Source organism: Kribbella sp. NPDC050241, from assembly GCF_044459685.1.
In the GTDB taxonomy this organism is placed as follows: Bacteria; Actinomycetota; Actinomycetes; order Propionibacteriales; family Kribbellaceae; genus Kribbella.
The window spans coordinates 374,229-390,425 of sequence record NZ_JBITJE010000006.1 but is presented as its reverse complement, the minus strand read 5'-3'; the positions used below and the strand labels follow the sequence as shown (position 1 = coordinate 390,425).

The window sequence follows — 16,197 nt, the reverse complement described above, 5'->3', positions numbered from 1 at the left end:
CGGCCTCTACTGACAATCCACATGAGCAGGCGAACCTTCATCGGTCCGCAGATTCGCTGATCCGCCTGGCGACGGCCTTCCGCCCATGACCGTCTCCGTGGTCGCCGCGCCAGCGGCCTCGTTGGAGGAGCTGCTGGCGCGCAGTGGGCAGGTGGCAGTCGAAGTGTCCGGCGCAGGTCAGACTGCGTGGAACGGGCAGGTGGTTGAGACGGTCGGTGAAGTCCTCGGCCTCGCGCACTGGGACGGCACGCTGTATCTGGACAGCGAGTGCATCCTCGATCCACTGCGGCAGATGTACGCGCATGCGGGTGAGGAGCAGCCGCTCCCGGTCCTCGTCCAGTACCGCGAGTCGCTCGCCACGCTGCTGCACGAGCACGCGCACTTCCTCGGCCCGGCCGGCGCGACGCAGGAGGCGGCTCGGGGCGCCTTCACGCGTCCCGGCAGCCGCCAGCTCGAGGAAGGCGTCGCCGAAGCCTGGGCTCAGGACCACCTCAACGAGTACCTGACCCGCCTAGGCGTGGATAAAGTTGCCCCCGGCATCGAAGACGCCCGCGGCGGCGGCTACTACGCAGCCTTCGTCCCCGCCGTCCGCATCCTGGCTGCCGACCTGGAGACCCGCGGCGACCTCCAGCCCGGCGAGGTCCTCCGAGCCCTCAACCAGCAAACCGCCGAGGGCCAGTTCCCCCTCCTCACCACCCTCGTCTACAACTCCACCCGCCTCCCCGACCTCGAACGGTCGGACACCAGCACCCGCAACCACCTCGAAGCCATCCTCCGTCAAGGCTTCGCTCACCTCGACACCTTCGAACTCGCCCCTGCCGGCCTGGCCGCCGATCGATCCCGCTCCACCACCACAGCCCTCCTCCACCACCTCACCACCGAGATCCACAAAGCCGAGTCCCACTACACCCCCACCCACGAACTCCGACCCCCAACCCCACTCCCCCCGACCCCCGGCCCCCTCAAGACCACCCCACCAACTCCGCAACGCCTAACCTTCACTCCACCCGCCGCGCCCCACTCCACCTACAGATCCGCCCCGTCTCCCCTACAAACAGCCCTAGCCGGCATCTCCCCTCCCACACCGTCCGCCACCACCCGACCGGCGACACAGACCACGATCTCCACCCGGCCACCCGGTGTAGCGCGATGCCTACAGCGCTAGCCCTCAGCCCGGCAGCAACTGGTGCTCAGGCACCGCGCGTCAGCTACTCGCGCGCCCCACGCCGTGTGTTTCCGGCCGCTCGCTTCGCCAGGTGTTCCGTTCCGGCTGGCCTGCGTGGTCGACGTTTGCATCGTGGTGCAGGCGGTTGCGTGGGGTGCGCGGACGGGTTTCACTACGCTGCATGGGGCTCGACAGTCGCATTGTCGGTGGGCCGGTCGGGCCCTTGATGCAGGTTTGGTCTGCGGAGTGCGATCGTCCGACGGCATTCAGCTCCCTTGCCTCGACTACCGCGGGTATTGGGTTCGCACGGATTGGCGGGACCTGGGCTGTGCACCTGCGCGGTCCGGCGACCAGGGCGACGACCATGGTGTGTTCGGCCGACTCGGAGTACTTCGGAGCTGACTTCCGCCTCGGGGCGTACCTGCCGATGTTCCCGCCGGCCCGGCTCACCAACATGCGGGACGCGGTACTGCCGATCCTGTCGGACGGTCGCATCCTGCTGGACGGTCGGGCGTGGGAGATGCCGACTCCGCAGAACATCGACGTGTTCTTCGACCGGCTACGGCGTGCGGATCTGATGGTGTTCGATCCGCTGATCGACGAGTTGCGGCACGGCGTCGTGCGCACCATGCCGAAGCGGACCGTGCAGAGCCGGTTCGTGCGGGCGGTCGGGCTTCCACTCCGCACGCTGGAGCTGATCGAACGCGCAAGACGGGCGGTCCGGATGCTGCACGCGGGTAAGACGATCGCGGAGGTGGCCACCGAGGCGGGGTACTACGACCAGCCGCATCTGACCCGGTCGCTCCGGCAGCTGATTGGCCATACCCCGGCGGAGGTGGCGCAAGGCAGCGTGGTTTTAGGACTGTGAGCCGGACCGTGAGCTGGACCCGAGAGCCGGACCGTGAGCTGGACTGGGAGCTGGGCTGGGAGCTGGGCTGGGAGGACTCGGAGCTGCGTTTCCGTACAAGACGGATCTGATGCGAGTCAGTATTTTCCGTCGCCATGAGACTCATCGAATCGACGTACATCTCGCTGGACGGCATGGTGGCCGGGGATGCCTTCTGGGGTGCGCAGCAAGGCTTCCAGGGCGACCAGCACAACGAGCAGGCCGCGAAGCTGCTGAACGCCGCCGATGCGCTGCTGATGGGGCGAGCGACGTACGACGTCTTCTCGACCTCGTGGCCGGACCGGCCCGGCGAACTGGCCGACGCGATCAATCCGCTGCCGAAGTACGTCGCGTCGCGGACGCTGACCGACGCGACCTGGAACACCGAGGTCCTGCAGGGCGACGCCGTCGAGGCGGTCGCACAACTGAAGGCATCGCGTGAGGGGACGCTGCTCAAGTACGGCACCGGCTCGTTCAGCCAGGCGTTGGTGGAGGCCGGGCTCCTGGACGAGTTGCAGCTTTGGGTGCACCCGTTCGTCGCCGGGTCCGGAGAAGGTTTGCTGTCGGGGATCGCGCCGACGCAGATGAACCTGGCGGCCGTCACCGAGGTCGGCAACGGCGTAGTCATTCTCACCTACACCCCGAAGCAGTAGCCGCGCCCGCTGCGATCACACCACCCGCAGCCACGCCACGCACCAACCCGGCCCGGTCGACGCCCGAGCACGCGCAACCAGGAACGGAGGGTGGCAGCACGCGACGGAACGAGCCGGTGCGAGCGCGCAGCGGAACGGGGGCGGGAGCATGCCGCGGAACGGGAGTGGGAGCTCGCGCCACGGACCCGGGGGTCGGGGCACGCGACCGAACCGGCGCGCGGGAGCGCGGTGACAGGAGTGCGCGTAGGTGTTGTGTGGGGTCCGGGGAGTCACTGATGGGTGGGCCGCGCGGGGTGCGGGTACGGTGGCTCGGGTCCGGCGAGGTGTGAGGAGTGGCTGATGGATCTGGTGCGGGAGAGTGCGGGGATCGCGCCGGGGGTGGTTGAGCTGCGGCGGGAGTTGCATCGGAATCCTGAGGTCGGGCTCGAGTTGCCGAAGACGCAGGGGCTGGTGCTCGACGCCATCGCTGGGTTGCCGTTGGAGGTGACGACCGGGCACGAGGTGACGTCGGTCGTCGGCGTACTGCGAGGTGGGCACCCGGGCCCGACGGTGCTCCTCAGAGGCGACATGGACGCGTTGCCGGTGATCGAGGCGACCGGCCTGGACTACGCATCCGCGAACGGCAATATGCATGCCTGCGGCCACGACCTGCACACGGCCGGCCTCGTGGGTGCCGCGCAGTTGCTCAGCGCGCATCGCGAGGAGCTGCACGGGAACGTCATCTTCATGTTCCAGCCGGGCGAGGAAGGACTCGGCGGCGCCGGGTACATGATCCGGGAAGGGTTGCTGAACGCCAGCGGCGAGAAGCCGATCGCCGCGTACGCCGTGCACGTGTGGGCCCTGGCCGCGAAGGGGGTCTTCCAGACCCGGCCCGGCACGATGATGGCCAGCTCGAACCGGCTGCACATCACCGTGCACGGCAAGGGCGGGCACGGTTCACAGCCGGAGAAGTCGGTCGACCCGGTGCCGGTCGTCGCCGAGATCGTGCTGGCGTTGCAGAGTTACGTGACGCGGCGCGTGAACCTGTTCGACCCGGTCGTCATCACCGTGACGCAACTTTCCGCCGGGGTCGCGATCAACGTGATCCCCAACTCGGCCACGCTCGGCGCTACCGTACGGACGCTGTCCGACGCGAGCCTCGAGCAGCTCTCCCACGAGCTACCGGCGCTGGCCGAATCAATCGCCTCGGCCCACGGTTGCACCGTCGACGCGACCCTCGCCAGGCAGTACCCGGTCACGATCAACGACGCCGGACGTACGGCGGAGACGCAGTCAAAGTTGGCCGACCTGCTCGGACCAGAGCGGGTCGAACCGCTGGCGAACCCGTTGATGGGAGCCGAGGACTTCTCGATGGTCCTCGCAGAGGTGCCCGGCACGTTCATCATGCTCGGCGCGCGCCCCGACGACGTCTCCGAGGACGAGGCTCCGTCGAACCACTCGAGCATCGTCCGTTTCGATGACGACGTTCTGGCCCACCAGTCCGCGGCCCTCGCGCATCTCGCTGTCTCACACCTGACGTGAGAGCCTGTGGCTGGCCGGTCCGCCAGAGACCGGCCAGCCACAGGGATCAGGAGGGCGCGATGCCGAGGGTGTAGGCGCCGCGGCTGCCGTAGGTGGAGTACCCGGTGTTCAGCGGGTCCCCGTAGCCCACGTTGTCGATCCGCAGGTAGTAGGTACCCGGATGGAGGGTGCTGGTAACACTCGCACCAAGGCCGGTCGGCGTGCCGGCGTCACTCTGGCCCGACGCCGGGTCGGCCGAGGCGACGACAGAGCCCGCGCTGTCGAGCAGGTCGAGCTTGATGTCGAGGTCGCCACCGGTAGCGGCCGCACTCGCGGTCGCGGTGTAGTTGCCTGCGGCACTGACGTCGACGCGGTAGACGTCGGTGTCGTCCTCGGCCGCGACCACACCGGACGCCGGCGTACCGACGGTCAGCGCGGCGGCGTCACCGGTCGTGCCACCTGCCTCGTCGGCACGCAGAGCGAGGCCGTGCGAGCCGACAACCGCGTAGTCGTCTTCCTTGTTGTTCGCGTCGGCGTACTCGCCCTTGCTCCACTGGCTCATGCCGCGGTAGTAGCCGACTCCCATGATCGGAGCCCACGCGCCGTGGCCCTGGTAGTAGCCGACGGTCGACGTGCCGTCGTGGCTCAGCCCGACGTTGTGGCCGGCTTCGTGGGAGGCAGCCTCGGCGAGGTTCTTCGCACCGGTGCCGACGCCCTTCGTGAACACCAGCGCCGGCTGGTAGTAGTCGTGCTGGCTGGTGCTGTCGTAGACACCGACGTACGCGACGCCACCGCAGCCGCACCCGGACTGGTACCAGGTGTCCGGATCGATGAGCACCCGCGTGCCGTACTGCTCGTCCGACGCACCGGACCGGTCGATCGCGGACTGCGGTGGCTCCTGCGTGGTCACGTCCACATCAAAGGTGCTGTAGTCCTCGGCAACCCGAGCCCACACCTCGCGTACGACGTCCTGCTCGGCGGTGCTGTAGTTCGCCGGATCGCCATCGGTGTCGTACGCCGACACGTTGACCGGATCGATCCCCTTGGACGCGTTCCACGCCGTACCGGTGATGGTGTGACCGTCGAAGTCCAGGTAGATGACCCGGTTGGAGCCCGGCCTGCTGTGCAGCTCGAACGCCGGACCGGTGGCTCCGGCAACGGCTTCGGTCGCCCAGCGCGGCGACGCCTCCGGTGCCTTCTGGGCGGCCGTCAGACCAGGCTCGCGGAAGAACAACTTGCTGTCGGCATCCAGCCAGCTGGTCTTGTCGGTGGCGAGGATGCGCTGCAACTGCTCCTCGGCCAGACCGTTGCGCTCGGCGATCTCGTCCAGCCGCGACTGGACCTCGCCGAGCGCCGAAGTGCCGGGCGTCGCTTCGGCGAGCAGTTGGTCGATCGGCTTCTGATCTGCGTCGGCCTGAGTACCGGCCGCGACGGCCAGACCTCCGAACACGACTGCACCGGCGCATGCGAGCGCGCCGGTGCGGCGGAACTTGCTCTTCATTCAGGAATCTCCTCACAGATTCCCCCGGGGCGGGCGGGTCCCCCCCATGACCCGGGGCCGTCGATCTCGGTGGGAACGACGGCCCCGGGTGACTCAGGTGTTTCAGCCGGCGCTGACGCGCACCGTGTAGGCGCCACGGCTGCCGTACGTCGAGTAACCGGTGTTCGCAGGGTTGCCGTAGCCGGTGTTGTCGACCCGCAGGTAGTAGCGGCCCGCGGTGACCTGCCGGCTGATGCTCGCGCTCAGACCGGTCGGAGTGGCGGAGCTGGACTGGCCGGCCGCCGGGTCGGCGGAGGCAACGACGGCACCCGACGAGTTCAGCAGCTGCAGTTTGATGTCCAGGTCGGCCCCGGACGCGGCCGAGTTCGCCGCGAAGGTGAAGGTGCCGGCGGACAGGTCGATCCGGAACATGTCGACGTCCGAGTCGTTCGCGTAGATGCCGTTCGCGCTGGTGCCGAGGGTGAGAGCCGTGGCGGCAGTGGTGGTGTTGCCGTGGTCGTCGGCGCGCAGCGCCAGACCGTTCTGGCCGATGACTGCGAAGTCGTCTTCCTTGTTGTTGGCGCCGGTGTACTCGCCCTTGCTCCACTGGCTGATCGCCTTGGAGTAGCCGACGCCCATGATCGGTGCCCAGGCGCCGTGACCGGCGTAGTACCCGACGGACGCCGTACCGTCATGGCTCAGGCCGACGTTGTGGCCGGCCTCGTGTGACGCTGCCTCGGCGATGTTCTTGGCGCCGGTGCCGACACCCTTCGTGAACACCAGAGCGGGCTGGTAGTACGAGTGCTGGCTGGTGTTGTCGTACACACCTACGTACGCGACGCCGCCGCACCCGCAGCCGGACTGGTACCAGGTGGTCGGGTCAATCACGACGCGGGTGCCGTACTGCTGGTCGGACGCACCGGACCGGGTGATCGCCGCCGCGGCCGGCTGCTGCGTGGTCACATCCACGTCGAACGGCGCGTAGTCCTCGGCCACCCGGGACCAGACGTCGCGTACGACGTCCTGCTCGGCGGTGCTCCAGGTGCCCGGGTTTCCGTTCGTGTCGTACGCCGTCACGTTCACGGTGGCGGGTTTGCCGTTCGTGTTCCACGCCGTACCGCTGATGGTGTGGCCGTCGAAGTCCAGGTAGATCACCCGGTTGGACCCGGGCTTGCTGTGCAGCTCGAACGCCGGACCTGTCGCGGCGGCAACGGCACGCGTCGCCCAGCGCGGGGACGGCGCGGCGGCAGTCTGCTTGGCGCCGGAGACTGGTTCGCGGTAGAAGAGCTTGCCGTCGCGGTCCAACCAGCTGGTCTTGTCAGTGGCCAGGATCTGTTCCAGCTGGGCGGCCGGCATGCCGTTGCGGTCGGCGAGCTCGGTGACCCGGGACTGGATCCGGCCGAGGGCCGACGTGCCCTGGACCTCCTGGCCGAGCAGTTGGTCGATCGGGGTGGGGGCGGGTTGCTGGGCATCGGCCTGGTTACCGGCGATGACGGCGATCACGCCGAAGGCGGCAGCACCGGCGATGACGGCACCGATGCGGCGGGGGCGGGTTTGCATAACTGGGGTCCTCCTCAGGGACTCCGCGTGTCTCACTTGACATACCTCACGAGCGGTGCCCGTGAACACACTGTGCGTAGCCTGCCTGAAGGGTTGCTGCCGGGTCTAGATTCTTCCCAGGATTTAACAGCGACTTGGGAGGGGTTCCCGGTGCGTTATCTGATGATTTTCCAGGCCACGGACACGTCCGAGGGCGGCGAGCTGGCGAGCGAGCGGAGCCTGACCGAGATGGGTCTGGTGATGGCGGAGATGGCCGAGAAGGGTGTCCTGCTGGCCGGCGAGGGTCTGCTGCCGAGCTCCCAGGGCTTCCGGATGCAGCTGGACGGCGGCGGCAAACGGCGGGTGGTCGACGGCCCGTTCGCCGAGACCAAGGAGCTGATCGCCGGGTTCTGCCTGATCGAGGTAGCGTCCCGCGAGGAGGCGGTCGAGTGGGGCTGGCGCTGCCTGGCGGCCGACGACGGCAACACCGGGACGCTCGAGCTCCGGCAGGTCGCCGCCCCCGAGGACTTCGGTGACGAGTTCACTCCCGAGGCCCGCGCCCGCGAAGCGACGACCTTCCTGAAGGCCGCCGAGAACCTTCAGAAGAGCAACACCTGACGGACCGAGGTGCCGGCGGCCAGGTCGTCGAAGGCCTGGTTGAGGTCGTCCAGTCCGACGGTCGCGCTCAGCAGGCGGTCGACCGGGAGCCGGCCGGCTTGGTAGAGGGCGATGTAGCGGGGGATGTCGCGGCTCGGGACCGACGAGCCGAGGTACGAACCCTTCACCGTGCGTTCCTCGGCGACCAGGCTGACCGCGGGCACGCTGAACGACTGCGACGGATGCGGCAGCCCCACCGTGACCGTGGTGCCGCCGCGCCGGGTGGCGGCGTACGCCTGCTCGAGCACCTTCGCGTTCCCGACGGTCTCGAAGGCGTAGTCGGCTCCACCTGAGGTCGCCTCCCGCACTTCCTCGACGGCGCCCTCACCAGCAAGAACTGTGTGCGTCGCGCCCAGGGACTGGGCCAAGGCCAGCTTCGACGGTACGACGTCCACCGCGACCAGCGGATGCGCGCCGACCAGCGCAGCACCCAGGAGCGCCGACAGCCCGACACCGCCAAGGCCGAAGACGACCGCGCTACGCCCCGCCCGGACCTGTGCGGTATTGACGACCGCGCCGACTCCGGTCATCACCGCGCAGCCGAACAACGCCGCGATCTCCGGCGGCAACGACGGGTCGATCTTGACCGCGGACCGCGCCGACACCACAGCGTGGTCGGCGAACCCGGACACCCCGAGGTGGTGGTACACCCCGTCCAGCCGTCGTACGCCGGACAGCAGCGTGCCGGCCGTGTTCGCGGCGGCACCCGGCTCGCACAACGCCGCCCGGCCCTCGGCACACGGACCGCACTCGCCACAGGCGGGTACGAAGGCGAAGGCCACGCTGTCACCGACGGCGAACCCGGGCGCCTCCGACCGGACGACCTCACCGGTCGCCTCATGCCCGAGCAGCATCGGCATGACCCGGGGTCGCGAGCCGTCGATCACGGACAGGTCCGAGTGGCACAGCCCGGCGGCGCGGATCCGGACCAGGAGCTCACCGGGGCCGGGCGGCGCCAGCTCGAGCTCCTCGATCCGCAGCGGCCGTGACTCGGCGTACGGACCGGGCAGACCCATCTCTCGCAGTACGGCGCCGCGCACGATCATCCGGTGATCCCTTCCAAGGCCTGGCGGATGCGGTCCGGGATCGGCACCGGCCGGCGGTCCTCCCGCGCCACGAACACGTGCACGAACCGCCCGGTGGCGGCCGGCTGGTCCGAGCCCTCGCGGAACAGACCGATCTCGTACCGCACACTCGAGTTTCCCAGCTGTCCGGCCCTCAATCCCGCGTCGACCGTGCCCGGGAACTCCAGCGACTCCTTGAAGGTGCACTGCGAGTCCACACACAGCCCGATCACGTCGCCGCGGTGGATGTCGAGCCCGCCGGTCCGGACCAGGAAGTCGTTGATCACGGTGTCGAAGAAGCTGTAGTACTCGACGTTGTTCACGTGCCCGTAGACGTCGTTGTCCTTCCACCGCAACGTGATCGCCAGAAAATGCGGAAACGACGTCCGATCCATCCGCCCACCATAAGGTGACCGGTATGCACTACGTCCTGATTCCGGGCGCCGCCTGTACGTCGTGGCACTGGCACCCGGTCACCGACGAACTGCGGCGCCGCGGCCACACGGTGACTCCGGTCGACCTGCCGTGCGATGACCCGGCGGCGGGTCTGGAGCAGTACGTCGACACCGTGGTGGGCGCCGTACCGCACGGTGAAGAGGTCGTGCTGGCGGCGCACTCGCTGGGTGGATTCACCGGGGTGATGGCGTGTGAGCGGCTACCGGTGCGGGAATTCGTGCTGGTCGCCGCGATGGTGCCGGCACCCGGCGAGCGGATCAGCGAGTGGTGGGAGACGACCGGTTACGACTGGGCCGGGGACGGCGTTGACACGTTCTTCCATGATCTGCCCGCAGAGTTCGCGGCCGAGGCGCGGCGGGAGTTGCGGGAGCAGAGTGACGGGCCGATGAACGATCCGTGTGCGATCGAACGGTGGCCGGAGGTTCCGACCCGGGCGGTGATCGGCCGGGACGACCTGTTGTTTCCGGCAGACTTCTTGCGGAGGGTGACGCAGGAGCGGCTGGGGTTCAGGCCGGACGAGATGGCCGGTGCTCATTTTCCGATGCTCGGGCATCCGGTGGCGCTGGTGGAGTATCTGCTGAGCTGAAGGGGAGGGGCCAGGGATGAGTGTGATCGAGGGGCGGCAGACGGCCGCGTACGAGGGCGAGATCGTGGTGTTCCTGATCGGGTTCCGGATCAACTCGCTGCGCGCGCTCAAGGCGTGGTTGCCGGTGGGGAGAGCGATGAGCCCGATGCTGCGGGAGTTGTCGAAGGATCCGGACGGCGGGCTGCTCGGGTTCCGGACGCTGCCGACGTGGCGCGGCGTGACGATGATCCAGTACTGGGAGTCGGTCGAGAAGCTGGAGGCGTTCGCCAACGACAGCAACCGGACGCACCGCCCGGCCTGGCTGGACTACTTCCGCAACTCGTTCAAGGGCGGCGGCGCCGGCATCTGGCACGAGACATACATCGTCCCGGCCGGCAACACCGAGACCGTCTACGGCAACATGCCGCCCATCGGCCTCGGCAAGGTCGCCGGCGTGGTCCCGGTCGGCCAGCGCGGTGAGACAGCCGCCGAACGCCTGCACCGACCAGCCGACGACTGAACCGGGCAGGACCGAGCCGACCGGGCTCGACTGGCCCGGCGGTTACAGTGCAGGCGTGCGGTTCATCCGGGATCTTGGGACGCTGCTGCGGCGCCGCGACTTCCGGCGGCTGTTCGCGGTGCGGTTGACGTCGCAGTTCGGTGACGGGGTGTTCCAGGTCGCGCTGGCGTCGTACGTGCTGTTCTCGCCGGAGCGGGCGCCGGACGCCGGGGCGATCGCAGGGCTGTTCGCGGTGGCCTTGCTGCCGTACTCGATCCTCGGTCCGTTCACCGGTGTACTGCTGGACCGGTGGTCGCGGCGGCAGATCCTGTTCGGCGCCAACCTGACCCGGGCAGTCCTGGTCGTCGGCATCGGCGCCATCGTTGCAGTGGGCAACGCGGGCCTGCCGTTCTACCTGGCGGTCCTGCTCACCCTCGGCGTGAACAGGTTCCTGCTGTCGGGCCTGTCCGCCGGCCTCCCCCACGTGGTCGAGCGGGACGAGCTCGTGATGGCGAACGCCGTCACTCCGACCTCCGGTACGGCGTCCTTCCTCATCGGTGGCGGTGTCGGCGCAGGGGTCAAGCTGATCGTCGACTCGGATCTCGCCGTCCTCGCACTCACCGTGATCGTCTACCTGACCGCCGCCTTCCTGGCGCTCAGGCTGCGGCGCGACCAGCTCGGCCCGGACCTGACAGGTGACGAGCCCGGCGTGATCGAGGCCGTCCGTGGCATCGCCAAGGGCCTCGTCGACGGCGGCCGGCATCTGCGACAGCGCAAGCAGGCTGCGCTCGGACTGGCCGCGATCGGCGCGCTGCGCTTCTTCTTCGGGCTCATCACCGTTGCGATGATCCTGCTGTACCGGAACTACTTCTACGGACCCGACCGGCTCGACGAGGCGTTCGGTGCGCTCGCCATCGCCACCGGCGCGGTCGGGGCCGGCTTGTTCACTGCCGCACTCGTCACGCCCTGGGCCACCCGGGTGATGACGCTGCGGCAGTGGATCACCTTGCTGTTCGTCGCTGCCGCCGTGGTCACCGCGATGCCCGGCGGCCTCTACACGCAGCCCGCGATCATCGTCTTCGGCTTCCTCACCGGCTTCTGCGCACAGGGCGTGAAGATCAGCGTCGACACCCTCGTCCAGACGGATGTCGACGATGTGTATCGCGGCCGGGTGTTCTCCCTCTACGACATGATCTTCAACGTCGGGCAGGTCTCCGCGGCCGCACTCGGCGCGGTGATCCTGCCCGACAGCGGGAAGTCGTACGCCGTCCTCGCCTTCGTCGCCCTCGGCTTCGCCGTCACCGCCTTCGTCTACGCACGGCTCAGCCGCGACGGGTCAGGTGCCACGCAGGGCCGTGATCGGCTGGATGGCGGAGGCCTTCCAGGCGGGGTACGTGCCGGCGACCAGGCCGATGAACGCACCCAGCAGGGGTGAACCGAAGGCCAGCCGATTGTCCAGGATCGGGGTCCAATCGCGGACCCACGACACCCCGACAGTGAGCAGTACGCCGACCGCGGTACCGAGCAGCCCGCCGAGGAAGCCGACGATCACGCTCTCGACCAGGAACTGGATCGCGACGTGCCGCCGGGCGGCTCCGAGGGCGCGGCGCAGGCCGATCTCGGAGATGCGTTCGAGCACCGACAGCAGCGTCACGTTCGCGATACCGAGGCCGCCGACGAGGAGTGCGACCGCGCCGAGCAGCAGGAACAGCGCATTCAGGTCCGACTCGACACCCTTGCGGACCGCGCCCTGCTTCGGCGGCGCGTCGACCTTCAGCGTGCTCGGGTTGTTCGGCTGGATCGCGATCGGCGCCTGACCGGCGATGAGTTGCGCCGCGCCGACCTGGGTCCGGATCTCGACCGCGTCCGGCGATTCCAGGTCGTACGCCGCCTTCGCCGTACCGTTCGGCATGATCACCGCGTCGTTCAGCTCGGCCCGGCCGGTGACGGACTCGAGAATGCCGATGACCGTGTAGGGCTCGTCGCCGATGAAGACCGCCGGCTGCGCGTCGACCCGGTTGATGCCGAGCCGCTCGGCCGCATGCTTGCCGAGCACAACGACCTTGTCACCGCGCTGGTCGTGACCGGCGTCGAAGAACCGTCCGGTGCCCAGTACGCCGCGGACCGCGTCGAACAGACCGGCGGACGCCGCCATCACCTGGAGCGCCTTGCCCTCGCCGCCGTTCACCCCGGCGACGTTGCGAACCAGGTCGTCGCCGATGTCGAGGTTGCTGACGGTGCCGACCGCGTCGACGCCGTTCAGCCGCTGGATCCGCTCCGGCGCGTCCCACGGCAACTGCGTCGCCGCCTCGCCTTCCTGCCCGCCCTTGTCGTCCGGCTGTACGACGACCCGCGTCGCCGCGGCCAGGTCGAACCGCTGAGTGATCTGCCCAGCCGCCGTCTGCCCGAGCCCCACAGTTCCTACCAGAGCGGCGATACCGAGCACAGTCCCGAGCGTGGTGAGAATCAGCCGTGTCGGCCGGGCGGCCACCCCGGCCAGCGCCTCGTCGAGCAGGTCCCGCACAGCGGGACGAGATCGAAGGCGCGACCGGCTGGGACGGGGCATGCCCGCACGGCGGATGAGACCGGCGAGCGCCAGGCGGGGCCGCGGCCGCCGCGGCCCGCGCCTGGTGGTGGACGGCCCGCCGGCGGGATCCGGGGGGCCTGCTGGGGTTACCACTGGAGGGTTCCGTCGACGATGCGGACCTGGCGCTGGGCGCGGCGGCTGACGTGATCGTCGTGGGTGATGACGGCCAGCGTCATCCCCTCGTGGTGCAACTCGTCGAACACTGCGAGGATCGCCTCCGCGTTGGCGCTGTCCAGGTTTCCGGTCGGTTCGTCCGCGAGCAGCAGACTCGGCTCCGCGACGAGCGCTCGTGCGATCGCGACCCGTTGCCGCTCACCGCCCGAGAGCGTGGTCGGCGCGAAGTCCATCCGGTGCGCCAGACCGACCCGCTCCAACGCGACTCGCGCCCGGGCCAACCGCACTCGCCGCGGCACCCCGACGTACACCATCGAGAGTGCGACGTTCTCCAGCACGGTCCGATGGTCGAGCAGGTGGAACGACTGGAACACGAACCCGATCCGCTCTCCCCGCAGTACGGCGCGACGCCGCTCCCGCAGGCTCATCGTGTCGACCCCGTCCAGCCGGTAGACGCCGCCGGTCGGGTTGTCGAGCAGCCCGAGCAGATGCAACAGCGTCGACTTTCCCGATCCGGACGGCCCGACGATCGACAGGTACTCGCCCTGCCCGATGATGAGGTCGACGTCCCGGATCGCCTGTACTTCGGGTGGTCCGGGGAAGAACCGGCGTACGCCGATCATCTCGACCACCGGCGCCGGCAAAGCCACGGCGGTCATCGTCCGACCACCACTTGTTCGCCGTCGGCCAATGATGCGTCGCCACTCGGGCTGACCTGCGCGAACCCGTCGGCCGACAGTCCGACCGTGACCGGCACGAGCTCGACCTTTCCGTCGCGCAGCACCTCGACCCGGGATCCGCCGTCCGAACCGGCAGACAGGGCCGCGACAGGGACCGTGAGTACCTTGCCGTTCGTGCTCTTGACCGGGATCGTCACCCGGACGTTCGCATCCCGCAGTTGCTCCAACTGCTTCGCCGTCAGCGTGTTGGGCCCGACCACGACGTCGTACTGCTCGCCGTTGCGGGTGACCCGGCGGACCTTCGCGGCGACCGACGTACCGTCGCCGAGGGTCAGGCTCGCGGTCATGCCCGCCTTCAGCCGCTCCGCGGTCTGTGCGTCGACCTTGAGGGTGACGACCAGGGAGGCGCCGCTGGCCGACATGACCACGCCGTTCACCGTGCCGCCACGCTCGACCTTCACGTCGTCGACCCGGCGCGGCAGGGTCTTCACGTAGACCACCTCGGACACCGGCAGCGGGGTGCCGGCCTTCGACTGCGCGTCCGCCAGCTCGTCCTCGGCGTCGTCCAGGTTCTCCTCCGCATCGTCGACCGCGCCCTGCTGAACGCTCAGGTCCTTGGCCTTCGCGGCCTTGGCCTGCTTCAACGCAGCCTTGGCCTGGCGGAGCGCGTTCTTCGCCGCGTCGACGCCCTTCTCCGCGGCGTCGACCGCCTGGGTGAGCCGCTCGTCCGGTTCGGGAGCGTCGTACCCGGCCTTCTCGTACAGGCGCTCCACCGCCCGTGAGGTGCTGCCGTCGTACTCGTCGTCGACCGTGCCCGGGTCGAGGCCGAGCCGGTCGAGGGTCTGCTCGAGCTGGAGCACGTCCGGTCCCTTGCTGCCCGGCGTGAGCGTGCGGTACATCGGCAGTACGCCGGCCAGGCCGATCACGGGGCGGCCGGTGATCTCCAGCAGCGCCTTCCCCTCGGTGATGGTCGACCCGACCTTCGGCACCTTGCCGGTGACGATCGCCGGGGTGGTCAGTCCGCTCGTCTCGACCCGGATGTTCACCGCGCCGTCGAACGACGCGTCACCCCGGCCGACCACCTTGCTGGACAGCGCCTTCTTCTCCACCGGCACGGTGATCTGGGAGGCCTTCGGTGCCGCCGTCTTCGCCGCCGCGTCCTCCGGTGAGGTGATCCGCGTGCCGGCCACGACGCCGACCCCGAGCGAGACGGCCGCCACCGTGGACACCCCGACCAGGACCCGGCGCCGCGACTTGGGCGATGTGGTCACCGGTTCGCCATTCCGTCGCGATATGCCTCCAGCTCGGCCTTGTGCTGGTCGACGAACTCCTTCTCCATCGCGTACTGCACCGTCTTGTACGACTCGTCGTACACCTTGGCGCGGCACTTCTGGTCGGCCACCGCGAGGTCGGTCTCGAACTTGCGCAGCTCGGACAGCTTGGCCGAGTCCACCTTGTCGAACGACGGCGGGCCGGTGATCGTCTTGCCCGCGCCGGACTTGGTCGGCGGCTGCGTGCCGGTCAGCTCGTTCAGTTTCTGCTCGACCTTCTGCCGCGGGTCGTCGATCTTGGTGAAGCCGGAGTGGCCCGCGTCGGCCAAGCAGTCGGCCCAGGCGGTCGTCGCGTCGACCACGCGCTGGTCGTCGTCGATCCGCTTCTGCAGCGCCTGGATGTCCTTGAACAGCGACTCGTACTTCTGGAACTCGGCCGCGCGGTCCTGGGACTTGCCATAGACCTCCTCGACGGCCTTCCCGCGGCAGCCCAGGTCCTGCTTGCCGCTGTCGGCCGGGCCGCCGCCCTCCTTCGGTGCGATCACAACCGTGCCGTTGGCGGTCGCGTTCGGGCCGTTCAGGGCGGTGTCGTAGGCCTTCTTCGCCTTCGCCGACAGGGCGTTGCGGATCTTCGTGTTCGGGTCGGTGTCGTCGGCGGCCTTGGACCAGTCGATCGTGCTGATCCCGTAGCCGTACTGCTGGGCGAACTTGTCCAGCGGCAGGTTGAAGGCGTCGTTGAACTTGTTCTTCGGCTGCGACTCCGGCGGTACGGCGACGTACTCGAAGCCGGCGTCCTTCATGCAGGCGACGGTGGCGTCCTCGACCTTGCGCTGCTTGGCCAACTCCTCCTCGGACGACCCCTGCCCGCCGCCGGCCCGGATCGAGATCCGCATCCCACCGCCGCCGGAGCTCATGAACCCCTCACCCATGTACTCCGCGAGCGGGCTCTTGTCGCTGTCCTGCTGATCGCCGCGCGCGGCCGGATCCTGGCCGCTCCCGCAGCCGGCCAGCGCCAGGACCGCCACCAGGGCGAGTGCTTTCCGTGAGGTTCTCATGGCTGTGGAGCGTGCCGTCCGGCCGG

16 protein-coding genes are annotated in these 16,197 nt (G+C 69.1%); 8 read left to right on the top strand and 8 right to left on the bottom strand.

The annotated features are described in order from the left end of the window. Nucleotides 1-85: 85 nt before the first annotated feature. The 4 genes from ACIBG5_RS28645 (at nucleotide 86) to ACIBG5_RS28630 (ending at nucleotide 4,225) form a co-directional block, all read left to right on the top strand. Nucleotides 86-1,165 (top strand): hypothetical protein, encoded by a 1,080-nt coding sequence (locus tag ACIBG5_RS28645; RefSeq protein ID WP_396394562.1) that lies wholly within the window; start codon nucleotides 86-88, stop codon nucleotides 1,163-1,165. 364 nt (nucleotides 1,166-1,529) lie between these two features. Next, nucleotides 1,530-2,033, top strand: coding sequence for a helix-turn-helix domain-containing protein (locus ACIBG5_RS28640; RefSeq protein WP_396394561.1), 504 nt, complete (start codon nucleotides 1,530-1,532; stop codon nucleotides 2,031-2,033). A gap of 134 nt (nucleotides 2,034-2,167) precedes the next feature. Beyond that, nucleotides 2,168-2,704 (top strand): dihydrofolate reductase family protein, encoded by a 537-nt coding sequence (locus tag ACIBG5_RS28635; RefSeq protein ID WP_396394560.1) that lies wholly within the window; start codon nucleotides 2,168-2,170, stop codon nucleotides 2,702-2,704. Between the two features lie 339 nt (nucleotides 2,705-3,043). Then, a complete protein-coding gene (locus tag ACIBG5_RS28630; protein ID WP_396394559.1) occupies nucleotides 3,044-4,225 on the top strand; it encodes a M20 family metallopeptidase in 1,182 nt (393 codons plus the stop codon). Nucleotides 4,226-4,271: 46 nt separating this feature from the next. Here ACIBG5_RS28630 and ACIBG5_RS28625 read toward each other — a convergent pair whose 3' ends face one another. Together ACIBG5_RS28625 and ACIBG5_RS28620 are read right to left on the bottom strand one after the other, a co-directional pair. After that, nucleotides 4,272-5,705, bottom strand: a complete 1,434-nt coding sequence (locus ACIBG5_RS28625; RefSeq protein WP_396394558.1) for a pre-peptidase C-terminal domain-containing protein — start codon at nucleotides 5,703-5,705, stop codon at nucleotides 4,272-4,274. A 102-nt stretch (nucleotides 5,706-5,807) separates the two neighbouring features. Further along, nucleotides 5,808-7,244, bottom strand: coding sequence for a M12 family metallo-peptidase (locus ACIBG5_RS28620; RefSeq protein ID WP_396394557.1), 1,437 nt, complete (start codon nucleotides 7,242-7,244; stop codon nucleotides 5,808-5,810). 150 nt (nucleotides 7,245-7,394) lie between these two features. Here ACIBG5_RS28620 and ACIBG5_RS28615 point away from each other — a divergent pair, with 150 nt between their 5' ends. Continuing rightward, a complete protein-coding gene (locus ACIBG5_RS28615) occupies nucleotides 7,395-7,841 on the top strand; it encodes a YciI family protein (protein ID WP_396394556.1) in 447 nt (148 codons plus the stop codon). On the opposite strand, the gene ACIBG5_RS28610 is transcribed toward ACIBG5_RS28615, so the two are convergent. Both ACIBG5_RS28610 and ACIBG5_RS28605 read right to left on the bottom strand, forming a co-directional pair. Beyond that, nucleotides 7,823-8,926: a zinc-dependent alcohol dehydrogenase family protein gene (locus tag ACIBG5_RS28610; RefSeq protein WP_396394555.1), complete on the bottom strand. Its 1,104-nt coding sequence runs from the start codon at nucleotides 8,924-8,926 to the stop codon at nucleotides 7,823-7,825. The genes ACIBG5_RS28615 and ACIBG5_RS28610 overlap by 19 nt on opposite strands. Then, on the bottom strand, nucleotides 8,923-9,339 hold the full coding sequence (locus ACIBG5_RS28605) for an acyl-CoA thioesterase (RefSeq protein ID WP_396394554.1): 417 nt from the start codon (nucleotides 9,337-9,339) through the stop codon (nucleotides 8,923-8,925). Before ACIBG5_RS28605 ends, ACIBG5_RS28610 begins: the two co-directional genes overlap by 4 nt. Before the next feature lie 23 nt (nucleotides 9,340-9,362). On the opposite strand from ACIBG5_RS28605, the gene ACIBG5_RS28600 reads away from it, so the two are divergent. Genes ACIBG5_RS28600 through ACIBG5_RS28590 form a run of 3 tightly spaced genes read left to right on the top strand, consistent with a single transcriptional unit; the run spans nucleotide 9,363 to nucleotide 11,899 of the window. After that, nucleotides 9,363-9,986, top strand: a complete 624-nt coding sequence (locus ACIBG5_RS28600) for an alpha/beta fold hydrolase (RefSeq protein ID WP_396394553.1) — start codon at nucleotides 9,363-9,365, stop codon at nucleotides 9,984-9,986. 16 nt (nucleotides 9,987-10,002) lie between these two features. Beyond that, on the top strand, nucleotides 10,003-10,485 hold the full coding sequence (locus ACIBG5_RS28595; protein ID WP_396394552.1) for a DUF4188 domain-containing protein: 483 nt from the start codon (nucleotides 10,003-10,005) through the stop codon (nucleotides 10,483-10,485). Nucleotides 10,486-10,540: 55 nt separating this feature from the next. Continuing rightward, nucleotides 10,541-11,899 (top strand): MFS transporter, encoded by a 1,359-nt coding sequence (locus tag ACIBG5_RS28590; RefSeq protein ID WP_396394551.1) that lies wholly within the window; start codon nucleotides 10,541-10,543, stop codon nucleotides 11,897-11,899. Here the strand turns inward: ACIBG5_RS28590 and ACIBG5_RS28585 are convergent. The 4 genes from ACIBG5_RS28585 to ACIBG5_RS28570 all read right to left on the bottom strand — a co-directional run bounded on the left by ACIBG5_RS28585 (nucleotide 11,801) and on the right by ACIBG5_RS28570 (nucleotide 16,171). After that, nucleotides 11,801-12,988: an ABC transporter permease gene (locus tag ACIBG5_RS28585; protein WP_360451535.1), complete on the bottom strand. Its 1,188-nt coding sequence runs from the start codon at nucleotides 12,986-12,988 to the stop codon at nucleotides 11,801-11,803. The two genes, ACIBG5_RS28590 and ACIBG5_RS28585, sit on opposite strands and share 99 nt — an antisense overlap. A 149-nt stretch (nucleotides 12,989-13,137) precedes the next feature. Further along, on the bottom strand, nucleotides 13,138-13,824 hold the full coding sequence (locus tag ACIBG5_RS28580; protein WP_396394550.1) for an ABC transporter ATP-binding protein: 687 nt from the start codon (nucleotides 13,822-13,824) through the stop codon (nucleotides 13,138-13,140). Further along, on the bottom strand, nucleotides 13,821-15,116 hold the full coding sequence (locus ACIBG5_RS28575) for a peptidoglycan-binding protein (RefSeq protein ID WP_396394549.1): 1,296 nt from the start codon (nucleotides 15,114-15,116) through the stop codon (nucleotides 13,821-13,823). Before ACIBG5_RS28575 ends, ACIBG5_RS28580 begins: the two co-directional genes overlap by 4 nt. Continuing rightward, on the bottom strand, nucleotides 15,113-16,171 hold the full coding sequence (locus ACIBG5_RS28570) for a hypothetical protein (protein WP_396394548.1): 1,059 nt from the start codon (nucleotides 16,169-16,171) through the stop codon (nucleotides 15,113-15,115). The genes ACIBG5_RS28575 and ACIBG5_RS28570 overlap by 4 nt, the downstream gene beginning before the upstream one ends. Between the last annotated feature and the right edge of the window lie 26 nt (nucleotides 16,172-16,197).